The following is a 10,296-nucleotide window of genomic DNA, read 5'->3' as shown; positions in this document are numbered from 1 at the left end:
CGAGCCCGGGTTGCCGTTGCCCGGGTTGCCGGCGCCTGGGTTGCCCGAGCCGGGGTTGCCAGGATTAGTCGCTCCAGGGTTGGCGCTGTTACCGGGGCCCGCTGCGGCATTGTTGCTTGCGTTGGTTGCAGCTGGCGGCAGTGAAGCGTTTCCGCTTGAAGCGGAGTTTCCTGCCGCAGCGGTGGACGTCGCTGTTGAAGACGTCGTTGGAACCGAAGTCGTGCTTGTGGTCGTAGCCGCTGTTGTTGTCGTCGCGGCCGTCGAGGCACCTGATGTGGACGCCGTCACAGTAGTGGCTGCTGGCGCGGCCGCTGGGGGGTTCTGGACCAGACCATCGGTCAAGGCCTCGTAATCCAGACTCGGTGCCGCAACGGGAGCCGCTTCCGTCGGAACTGCAGCGGCCGGTGTGGAAACCTCGACGCTGGACGGTTGTTGGCGTGGAACCAGGGCTGTGGCGCCCGCCGCCACGTCGCTGACGGCATTGCCGTTATTGGCGCGAACTTCGACCAGACCTTCTGCGACATGCACGCGGTCGCCCATGGGGTCGACGGTGACTGTAAATGTCGTCCCCTTCACCACGGCGGCAAGCAGCGGCGTCTCCACGCGGAAGTGCGGCTGCCTCTGCCGATCGACCTGGAAAAGGGCCGAGCCGAGGTCCTGCAAGACCCGCGTCATGCCTCCGACTTCTGGCGCGAGCGTGGTGCGACTGTTCGGCCCTACCACGACCCTTTGCTGACCGTTCGTGATCATCGCACGGCCGTTTCCGCCTGTCGTGACGCTGGTTCCGGTCGGTAATACCTGCCCAACCGAGCCGTTTGCAGCGGGCCGCGCCGGTATGGCCACGCGAACAACGCCCGCCACTTCCCTGATGCGCCATTCATCCGCCAGAGCCTGGGTCGGGTAGCGCACAAAGAAGAAGAGGATCGCGAAGAATATTGCGTATCGATTGGCCAACACACACTCCAGACATTCTGTTTGATGTTCTGGATATCAGGACGTGCCTGCCAAGCTCTTAACTGGTGATATTAACACGATTTTTAGCCCGAACGCCGTAAATGATCTCCTGTGTTTGGAGAACGGCGTGCGTCATATTTTTTCGACTTCATGGTTAAGAACAATCAGCGTCCTGTGGGGGATGGTGGCGGTGCTGACCATGGCTGTCGCGGGATCGGTTCGCGCGGACGCTGAGCCGGCCTCGACGCCTGACGCCGGATGCGCCGGATGTCTGATCCTGACCAGCATGCTGATCCAGGGGGTGAGCGCCTATCCACTCGCCGATCTCGCCGACACCTATGACCAGCAGTTGGCGCGGCGCGTCTCGGTGGACGATCTCGTGCAGTCGGCCAATGCAATCACCGCCCGTTATCGCAACGACGGATATTTTCTGACCCGCGCCGTCGTCGCCGAAACCGACCCCGCCATCGGCGCCGCCCGCATCGTGGTGTTTGAAGGCTATATCTCGGAACTGAAACTGACCGGCGATGGAGCACGCGCCGTCGAACCGATCCTAAAGCCCTTGGTGAACCAGCGCCCCCTCACCATCGGCGAACTGGATCGCCGCCTGTCCCTGGCGTCCGACGTGCCCGGCGTCAAACTGACCAGCCGCATCGAGCCGATCATCGGCGACCCGGCCCAACACCGCTTGGTTGTCGAGACGGCAATGACCTCGGGCAGCGCCGGCGTCTATGTCGACAATCGCGGTTCCGAAACCCAGGGTCCGTGGCAAGTCTACCTGTCCGGCGCCCGCAACTCGACCTTTATGGCCGGCGACCAGATCACATTGGGCGTGCTGACGGTGCCGGATCGCCCTGACGAACTTACCTATATCGATGCGTCCTACTCTGTCGTCGCGTCCGGAGGCGGCCGCGTCCGCTTTGGCGTATCGGGCTATGAGACGGATGCGCCGCTTCAGAACGCATCGGGTTGGGTTGGGGGGAGCAGCCGCATGGCCTCGGTCACGCTCTCGCATCCTCTGGTCCGTTCGCGCGACAAGAACCTCTGGGTCAACGCGGGACTGGATGTCCGTCGCGTCGATCAGAACTACGTCGCCACGGGTCGCACCGACGAGACCCTGACCGTGGCGCGGATGTCGGTGGCGGGACAGCGGCGTTCCAGCTCCGGCTGGATGGCCGGCTCAATTCAGCTGTCGAAAGGGATTGACGCCTTCGGCGCCACGACCGAGCGCTCGCCGCTGAATACGCGCTACGACGCGACGGGCGAGTTCTTCAAGGTCAACGCCCAGGTCAGCGCCTATCGCGATCTCAGCAAGTATGTCGGCGTCTATGTCGAGGCCTCAGGCCAATGGTCGGACGACGCCTTGCTCAGCTCCGAAGAGTTCTTCGTCGGCGGTCCGACCTATGGCCGGGCTTATGACTATGGCGAAGCCAGCGGCGACAAGGCCGTCGCCGGGATGATCGAGGCGCGGATCGGATATGATCCCAAAGGCGACCTGATCACCTTCGCCCAGGCTTTCGCCTTCTTCGACACCGCCAAGGTGTGGAACAAGACGCCTAGTCGCGACTGGTCCGAACAGCTGACGTCTGCCGGCGTCGGTTCACGCATCACCTTCGACCGCAAGGCCACCCTGCGCATCGAGTTCGCCAAACCCCTGTCCCGTGCGCCCTACAACCAACCTGACAAAGGCTGGCGCACTTTCGTGTCGCTGTCGAAACAGTTCTAGGAGCGCAAAAGCCCTCGCGATGCGCTGCGACGTAGCGCGAGGCGGCGAACGGCCGGCCTAAATCGGCGTCACGTTTGAAGTCGTATTGTTTGGAAGAAGTGGCGCACCCGGAGCGATTCGAACGCCCGACCCTCAGATTCGTAGTTTGCCTAGTAGGGCGTTATTGCAGGTTATCACAGGTAGACACAGGTTATTAAAGTCGTTTAAAAACAGCTAGTTGACCAATTTCAAGGGTAGTCATAGGTTAGGGCAAGTTTGCGCACGCCGCTTATGGCTTGCTTATGGAAATCGCCAATGACCAACCAGCCAAAGCGCGCCAAGCTCACGAAAGGGTACATCGACCGTGTCGTCGCTGGCCCCAAAGACGATTTCCATTGGGACGCGGAAGTGAAAGGGTTTGGGCTCCGGGTGACGCCCACCGGAAAGGTCACCTTCGTCGTACAGGGCAGGGTCGAGGGCACCGAAGGGTCAGCACGCATCACCATCGGCGCATACGGCGTGTTCACCGTCGATCAGGCGCGTGACGACGCCCGTGAGCTACTGCGCATGATGCGGCGTGGCATCGATCCTCGTGAAGCGAAGCGGATCGATCAGGCCATGAAGGTGACGCTCCGCGAGGTTGCCGACGCCTATTTCGCTCGCGTCGGCAAGCTGAAGAAGTCCACCAGCGACGAGATGGAACGCCATGTCGCGAAGGTCTTCACGGCATGGGAGCATCGCCCGATCACCTCCATCACAGAGGCTGATGTTCGGAAGCGGTACCGAGAGATGGCGACGGAGGGGCTGCGCGGCGCACCTGCGCCAGGACAGGCCAATCTTTCGATGACAACACTCCGCACCCTGATCAACTTCGCAGCTCGCCAGTACAAGCGTGGGGACGGCACACCTCTTATCCAGCGAAACCCCGTCGACGCCCTGAAGGACGATTGGATTGTCCTGAAGCCGCGTACCCGCGACGTGTCGGAGAAGAAGGTTGGCAATGTCTGGCATGCCCTGAAGCAGGCTCGGGCGAAGCCATTTAACGCCGACGCGTTGGCAGGCATCGACCTCGCCATGTTCCTGCTTCTAACCGGAGCCCGACGCAACGAAGGCGCTGCGCTGACGTGGGACAGGGTCGATCTGGATGAGGGCTGGTGGCACATCCCTGATCCCAAGAATGCCAACCCTGTGTGGTTGCCTCTTTCGACCCAAGCGGTTGACCTTCTTGCCTCTCGGCCGAGGACAGAGGGTAACCCGCATGTCTTCGCCTCACGCAGCAAGACAGGTCACATCGTTGACACCCGTTCGCCGATGGAGCGGGTCAGTAAGGTCGCTGGCGAAACCCTGTCCGCCCACGACCTGCGACGCACCTTCGTATCGGTCGGCGTCGCGACCCTCGGCGTCGATCTGTACAAGATGGAGCTTCTGACCAACCACGTGCCTAAGGGCATTACGGCGCGTCACTATCTCCAAACCTCACGCCTCCAATACCTTCTGCCCGAAGCGCAGAAGATCGGGGATTGGATTGAGGAACAGGGCAAGCTGGCCGAGGCAAAGGCCACCGGAAAGAACGTTGTCTCGCTGAGAGCCTGACACTACGCTTGGTCCATGACCGTCAACCCAACCTTCTTCGTCCCGCTTGTCTCCGAAGAGAAGCATGAGGAATGCTATCAAGCGTTAGCGAAAGACGCTGGCGTGGCCGCTGCTCCGCTAGGCAAGCGGATCTATTCGATCAAGTTTCGGCACAACGGCGAAGTCTGGACCGCAACGGTTGGACAATCGCTTGTGGGCACCGCCGAAAAGACCGTCCGGGTGCGCGGCCAAAAGGTCGAACGCACCCTGCATCTTTCCAACCCCGCCGTCGTCATGGCCATCTACGAGGGCTATCCGTACATCGTCTGGCATGACAACCGGTCGCGAACTTGGGCTAACCCGTTCATGGCGGGAGAGCCTTTCTCAGTTACGCATTTCGCTGCTTAGCGCCGTGCACAGCCGCTACAATGGCACGCAGGTGAAAGGGTACTGGCACCCCAAACCCTGGCCCCGCGCTGCCCCTTTGCCGCAAGTAGCGCTATGAGCCACGCTTGAGCCGCACGGGATAGTACCATCCTCGGGTTCGCCGCTGCTTCGTGAATATCGAGGTCATCATCTTGCCCCAGCGCGTCTCGGTTGCGAGCGCCAGCTTTGCCAGTTCGCGGTCGCCTCGATTCCGACCGTAGCTGCCCGCATGGTTGATGTAGCTTCGGTACAGGTCTGCAGCTTGAGTCCAGGTTGCAGGTTCGGTCGCCGATACAAGGCATCGGCGTACCCAGTCGTCGAACGCCTCGTCGCGAACAAATGTGGTCAAAGCCTCCACTCGGCTACGCGCAGTTTTCAGCTTGTCGAGTGTGCGACGCGGCGTCTTGGGCGCGGGCGGCTTCGCTGGCTCGGCATCCAGAAACGGCGGCAACGCAGATTGCGCTGGATGCGGTGGAGCATCAACGAAGACTTCTCGCTTGAGGGGAAGCGATCCAGGGCGTGGCGCTGGTCGCTTCGGAGGGGGAAAATCCATGATGTATGGTATGTATGGTTCAGGTCGAATGATAGATGGTCTCGCAGGCCATCAAACCATACATACCCTACATAGTTGGATGCGGGCTCCTTGTACGTTTCTGTTTGCGTGATGCACGCGCCGCCCGCTAACGTATTTCTGCGTTAAGCAACGCGCCCGAGCGGGGCGCTTCCAAGAAATACCGCTCCGTGAACAGAACATAGCCGACGGAGTAAGGGCTAAGCCCCTAGGACGCGGACACCCCCGAACGGGGCAGGTGACCACAGCTAACTCGCCCTAAACGACGCCTGCGAGGCGCGTGGGGCAAGCTGGAGTCCCACCATGCGCCTATTGGGCACGCCACAGGCCGCGTCATTGCTCGGCATCTCCCCCGCAACCCTCAAGCTCTGGCGCCACCAAGGCAAGGGTCCCGTTTTCGTCAAGATGGGTCCGTCTCCGCAGTCTGCTGTCGGCTACGATCCTGACGACCTCGACGCGTGGGTGAGTGAGCGGAAGTACGCCAGCACCAGCGCATACACCGTCGCCAATCGTCCGCCCCCCATATCCCGTAACTGCCCGCCCGACCGAGCATCCACTTGATGCTGCGGACTATTTGTCATGCCTGCTGGGGTTGGCACGCCAACCGTAAGCCTAGTCAGAAAAACAGCCGGGGAGCGATCCCGGCTGTTCTGAGACTTCCCATGACGGCCACCAGCTTCTCCCATTCGAACGAGATAAAACAATGACCACGCTAAACGTAGGACAGACCTTCCCGAGCCTGCAACCACCCCAGCAGGCCGCACAGCCGCCGCTACAGCCCGAGGCCGCTGTTGGCCGGGGTTACACCACTACCCCCGAAGCGGGCGACCCCGTAGTCACACCCCAAAGCACCATCCAAAGGTTGAAAGCAGCCCCAGTCTGGATGCTCTGGAAGTCAGTTCAAAGGCTCGACAAGCCGAAGCCAGACAAGATTCCCTACTATGTGAGCGGCAAGCGCCGCAAGGGGACTTCGGATCGTCCTGAGGACCGCGCTAAGCTTACGTCCTACGATACTGCTGTAGCTGCTTTTGACGCGGCCGACGGTATCTACACCGGTCTGGCCATCGCTCTGGGCCCGGACGGCGGGGGCGGAAGTTGGCAGGGGATCGACCTCGACGACATCGTCGCTCAGGGCCTAACCGACATTGCGGATTTGTGGACGCGCGGGTCTTGCAAACACCTCTGTTACGTGGAGATGAGTCCGAGCGGGAAGGGACTTCACATTATCGGCTATGGCCGATCCTTCAGGTCTCTTCATTCAAACAAGACGGGTATTGAGGCTTACGCAGGCGGGCGGTTCTTCACATTCACCGGCGCTCCCATCATCGTGGACGCTGAGAACCAGCTCTACGACCTCGCAGACTACGTGGAACAGGCTCTCGCTCATCGACATACAGCCCCGCAGGTCGCGGCCGCTGAAGTGGTCGAGCGCGTTCACGTCGATCCAAAAACCGTCTCCGAACTCCGTTCTGCACTCGCCCACATGCCGTCAGACGACCGAGATCTTTGGGTTAGAATGGGGTTCGCTCTCAAAGAGCTGGGAGACACGGGACGTGGGCTCTGGCTGGCATGGTCCCAGACATCTGAAAAGTATGATGCCAGCGACGCGGCTAAGAGCTGGGCCAGCTTCAAGCCTCGCGATACGGGTCATCAGGCCGTTTTTAAGGCGGCGCAGGACCGAGGCTGGCTCAATCCTGCGAGCAATGCTGCTCGGCTAATGACGGCTCCCGTCGTTGAAATCGCCACCGATTTTCAAGCGCGGATGCCGCGCAACTTTCTAAACACCGCCACAGCGCCGCCGCTTGATTTGGATAACGTGCCCTATCCAGTCGCAGAGTTTGCCCAAGCGTTTTCATCCGCACATGGCTTTGACCGAAGCGGCGCCGTTATGGCGGCCATTGCTTCCGCTGCTGCCGTAATCGATGACGGGTTCGTTCTTGAAGCGAAACCAGGGTGGCGCATCTCCGCGAGGCTTTGGATGGTGCTCATCGGCAAGTCGGCCGCCGGAAAAAGTCCCACGATCAAGGCTGCCACCGCCCCGGTGAAGGCGCTTCATTCTCAGGAGTTGGCGCTGTTCCATGCGACCTACGAGCCTGATCCTGAGAACCCGCAGGAGAGAGCGCCTGAACCCGCGCTCTACACCAGCGACACTACTGTGGAAGCCCTGTCAGAGCGTCTGCGGAATAACCCACGCGGACTTCTTATGCTGACCGAGGAATTCTCCAGCTGGATTGGTTCTATTGATTCTTCCGGCAAGGGCGAGGCAGCCAAAAACAGAGGTGCATGGCTTCAACTGTATGATGGCGGACCCTACCAGATCGATCGCATCGGACGAAAATCTTATGAAGTTCCAAACTGGGGCGCTTCGGTTCTGACAGCTACGACGCCTAGTGCCCTAGCCGAGCATATGAAGCACCTGCCCGAGGATGGTCTGATTCAACGGTTCATTCCGGTGATCATGTCCGCGCGTGACTATGATGCCGATGGCGACGCAAGCGCGGCTCAGGCCCTTTGGCACCGGGCTCTTGCTTATGTCTTCAGGATTCCTGCAGGGACGGTCAGGTTCAGCCCGGACGCGAAAGTGCTGTTCAAACGGGTAGAGACGAAGCTCGGTAGAATGGCAAGCGCCATGGACGATACTTCGCCTGCTCTCGCCTCACACATCGGCAAGCACAGTGAGATGGTCGCCCGCATCGCTTTGGTGTTCCACGTATTCGAAAGCCAGCCGGGTGATTTGACACTTTCGGCGGCCACCTTGACCAAGGCAATCAACCTGATGGCGCAGCTGCAAAAACACTCGCTGGCCCTCTTCACCGACATTCTGGGGCGTTCGCCCGCTACGGAGGTGGCCCGAAGCCTTGCGAGATCGTTAGCCGCCTCGGACGCGGGCGAGACGCTGGTGATAGGCCGCGACTGGATGACCCAGCACTGCCGCGCGTTTGAGAAGGCCAAGGACGACCGTGTGCGGCGTGAGGCGGTGCAACTGCTGGAAGACCTTGATTGGCTCCGTGATGCCTCAACCAGAACCTATGGCGGGTGGCCGACTAAGTTCGAAGTGAACCGGAGTATTTTCCGGCTTTACGCGAAGGAGGGGGAGGCTCATCGGGCGCAGCGCGCAGCAGTGCAGGCCTTATTCGGTGACCAGCAGCGGGCCTGACCAAGATCCTCTGGCAATCTCTGGCAACTCTGGCTTGGGCGCGCGTCGTAGTTAGGGGCTTATAGCCCTGCAGTAGCACCAGCGACATATGCCCAAGCCAGAAACGCCAGAGATGGGCGGTAACGACATCCTGCTTGCCAGTTCGATGTGGGAAGGGGCAACCGCAGCCGTCACGATTTGTCCCAGCATGATCCCCGAGGCCTAACGAGCTGCAAATATACAAACTGGTGTTCGCGGCTTCGATGAACTGACTTAACGCATTGATCTGTAATGTTTTTGCTTGCGGACCTGCATGCTGTTTATGCATGCTGTAAGCACAACATAACTTTCAGCCTAGGTTTATAACATGTCTGACAGCTTTGACACTCGCGTATCTGTATCTCTTCATCCAGCAAACGTGACAAAGATGGATTGGTATGATGACGATACTCGATCCTATCTCGCGCCAACTGAAACAGCATTCAGCGAGGCCTATCTTGGAGTCGCCCGCATTTATGATGCGAGGGCAGCCGCCAGTCGCAATCCGACCTGGAACGACGAGCAGCGCCTCGTCGAGGTGCAAAACCTAGCCGACAAGGTGTTCGCAGGGATCGCGCGGAGCTTCGACAGCGCCAGCGCGGCGCTGACACGGTCTGTCACCAGTTTGGAGCAGGAGCTGTCCGCACCCATCGCCGCCAAGGCGGCGGTCGGCGTGGCTGCTGAGATACGCGCCTTCACCAAGAACATGGACGTAACAGAGCGTTTTGCCTTCCTCAGGCAAGCCGTTGCCGATGGCGATGAGCAGACAATCAGTTCGGTCTTGGGTGCGCCCGCCTACCTGTCCGGAATGGACAAGGAGATGCAGGGCCTCTTCACCCGACAATGGCACGAGCGGGCCAACCCTCAGACAGCGAAGCGGCTGAAGGCCATGAAGGGCGCGCTGGACATGATCGGCCAGAGAAGCGGGCTGGTGTTCAAAGAACTGGAAAAAGCTGTCGGCGCCCCGCAGGCAAAAGTGCAGGCGATCAAAAAGGCAAAGGCGGACGCCGAGCGCGCCTTCGTCCTTCCGCAGCGTTGATCGGGGTTTGTTGAGATCATGACCGCCGAAGTGTCACCATCGGCCCAGCCGGAATGGATGCAGGGGTTCAAACCCGCTGCCGCCAAGCAGAAGGGGAATCCGCAATGGACGCCCGGCTGCAAGTCTCCCAACCCTCAGGGTCGTCCAAAGGGTATCCAAGACCGCCGCACCAAGGTCGCGCAGGCGTTAGCTGGCGATGCGCCTGCGATCGTACGTGTGGTCGTGGAGGCGGCCTTGGAAGGCGACATGCAGGCGGCCTCGCTGGTGATGTCCCGCGTTGCCCCGACGCTGCGCAGTCAGGGATCGCCTGTCACATTCGACTTCGACCCTTCCGCCTCCATCGGTCGGCAGATGGAGCAAGTACTTTCCGCCATCGCGCGTGGGGAAGTGCCGCCGGATGTGGGGCATCAAATCATCGCGTCTGTGCAGGCGCTAAGCCAAATCCGTGCGGTCGAGGAATTGGAAGGCCGCCTTATCGCGCTTGAGGAGCGTCAAAGATGAGCAACTGGAACGACGTCAATCGCATCGTCGCACGTGACCCCGGTCCCCGGGATACCCTTGTGGTCACCTACGCTGATGGTCGGCGTATCGATGTGACCACAACCGACCGGTACGACGACGTCCGAAGCCGAGCTTCTGAGTTGGCGCGCCAGACGAAGCTGGCAGTGAAGGTGCTGCCAATGACCGTTATCGAGTTCGCGAACTTCGAGAGGATGGATCTATCCACATTGTTTGAGACGCCTGAGTCTGAGGCGAACCTTCGAGCGATTGTGGTCCAGACACTTCGCGAGGCCCTTGTCGCGGCATCTGACCAATCGACGCGCGAAATGGCCCGTGACGTGACCCCCTGAAAC

Annotated in this window: 10 protein-coding genes; 8 read left to right on the top strand and 2 right to left on the bottom strand. The window is 60.5% G+C overall.

What is annotated here, in order from left to right; translation table 11 throughout:
* Positions 1 to 954 (bottom strand): FecR family protein (locus B3T77_RS05545; RefSeq protein WP_292078045.1); only part of this gene is annotated, 954 nt, incomplete at its 3' end.
* A 199-nt stretch (positions 955 to 1,153) separates the two neighbouring features.
* Between B3T77_RS05545 and B3T77_RS05540 the strand changes: the two genes are divergently transcribed.
* From B3T77_RS05540 to B3T77_RS05530, 3 genes are all read left to right on the top strand, one after another.
* Positions 1,154 to 2,680: a ShlB/FhaC/HecB family hemolysin secretion/activation protein gene (locus B3T77_RS05540; protein ID WP_292078047.1), complete on the top strand. Its 1,527-nt coding sequence runs from the start codon at positions 1,154 to 1,156 to the stop codon at positions 2,678 to 2,680.
* A gap of 294 nt (positions 2,681 to 2,974) precedes the next feature.
* Complete coding sequence (locus B3T77_RS05535; RefSeq protein ID WP_292078044.1) at positions 2,975 to 4,252, top strand: tyrosine-type recombinase/integrase; 1,278 nt, start codon at positions 2,975 to 2,977, stop codon at positions 4,250 to 4,252.
* 15 nt (positions 4,253 to 4,267) lie between these two features.
* Positions 4,268 to 4,639, top strand: coding sequence for a hypothetical protein (locus B3T77_RS05530; RefSeq protein ID WP_292078042.1), 372 nt, complete (start codon positions 4,268 to 4,270; stop codon positions 4,637 to 4,639).
* A 91-nt stretch (positions 4,640 to 4,730) separates the two neighbouring features.
* On the opposite strand, the gene B3T77_RS05525 is transcribed toward B3T77_RS05530, so the two are convergent.
* Positions 4,731 to 5,108, bottom strand: coding sequence for a hypothetical protein (locus tag B3T77_RS05525; RefSeq protein WP_292078040.1), 378 nt, complete (start codon positions 5,106 to 5,108; stop codon positions 4,731 to 4,733).
* A 423-nt stretch (positions 5,109 to 5,531) separates the two neighbouring features.
* On the opposite strand from B3T77_RS05525, the gene B3T77_RS05520 reads away from it, so the two are divergent.
* The 5 genes from B3T77_RS05520 (at position 5,532) to B3T77_RS05500 (ending at position 10,293) form a co-directional block, all read left to right on the top strand.
* Positions 5,532 to 5,789 (top strand): helix-turn-helix transcriptional regulator, encoded by a 258-nt coding sequence (locus tag B3T77_RS05520; RefSeq protein ID WP_292078038.1) that lies wholly within the window; start codon positions 5,532 to 5,534, stop codon positions 5,787 to 5,789.
* A gap of 142 nt (positions 5,790 to 5,931) precedes the next feature.
* Entirely contained in the window at positions 5,932 to 8,385 is a 2,454-nt protein-coding gene (locus B3T77_RS05515) for a DUF3987 domain-containing protein (RefSeq protein WP_292078036.1), read from the top strand.
* A gap of 346 nt (positions 8,386 to 8,731) precedes the next feature.
* On the top strand, positions 8,732 to 9,442 hold the full coding sequence (locus B3T77_RS05510; protein WP_292078034.1) for a hypothetical protein: 711 nt from the start codon (positions 8,732 to 8,734) through the stop codon (positions 9,440 to 9,442).
* 18 nt (positions 9,443 to 9,460) lie between these two features.
* Positions 9,461 to 9,943, top strand: a complete 483-nt coding sequence (locus B3T77_RS05505; protein WP_292078032.1) for a DUF5681 domain-containing protein — start codon at positions 9,461 to 9,463, stop codon at positions 9,941 to 9,943.
* Positions 9,940 to 10,293, top strand: a complete 354-nt coding sequence (locus B3T77_RS05500; protein WP_292078030.1) for a hypothetical protein — start codon at positions 9,940 to 9,942, stop codon at positions 10,291 to 10,293. The genes B3T77_RS05505 and B3T77_RS05500 overlap by 4 nt, the downstream gene beginning before the upstream one ends.
* Positions 10,294 to 10,296: the final 3 nt, after the last annotated feature.

The sequence above is a fragment of the Brevundimonas sp. UBA7838 genome (assembly GCF_002500885.1).
Classification (GTDB): Bacteria; Pseudomonadota; Alphaproteobacteria; order Caulobacterales; family Caulobacteraceae; genus Brevundimonas; species Brevundimonas vesicularis_C.
Note: the sequence above shows the minus strand (reverse complement) of the source record. Positions and strands in the feature narration are given on the sequence as shown.

Bases quoted from the DNA above. Each gene is read 5' to 3' on its own strand.
- B3T77_RS05510 (WP_292078034.1), top strand. From the start codon at position 8,732: ATGTCTGACAGCTTTGACACTCGCGTATCTGTATCTCTTCATCCAGCA.
- B3T77_RS05520 (WP_292078038.1), top strand. From the start codon at position 5,532: ATGCGCCTATTGGGCACGCCACAGGCCGCGTCATTGCTCGGCATCTCC.
- B3T77_RS05505 (WP_292078032.1), top strand. From the start codon at position 9,461: ATGACCGCCGAAGTGTCACCATCGGCCCAGCCGGAATGGATGCAGGGG.
- B3T77_RS05540 (WP_292078047.1), top strand. From the start codon at position 1,154: ATGGCTGTCGCGGGATCGGTTCGCGCGGACGCTGAGCCGGCCTCGACG.
- B3T77_RS05515 (WP_292078036.1), top strand. From the start codon at position 5,932: ATGACCACGCTAAACGTAGGACAGACCTTCCCGAGCCTGCAACCACCC.
- B3T77_RS05530 (WP_292078042.1), top strand. From the start codon at position 4,268: ATGACCGTCAACCCAACCTTCTTCGTCCCGCTTGTCTCCGAAGAGAAG.
- B3T77_RS05500 (WP_292078030.1), top strand. From the start codon at position 9,940: ATGAGCAACTGGAACGACGTCAATCGCATCGTCGCACGTGACCCCGGT.
- B3T77_RS05535 (WP_292078044.1), top strand. From the start codon at position 2,975: ATGACCAACCAGCCAAAGCGCGCCAAGCTCACGAAAGGGTACATCGAC.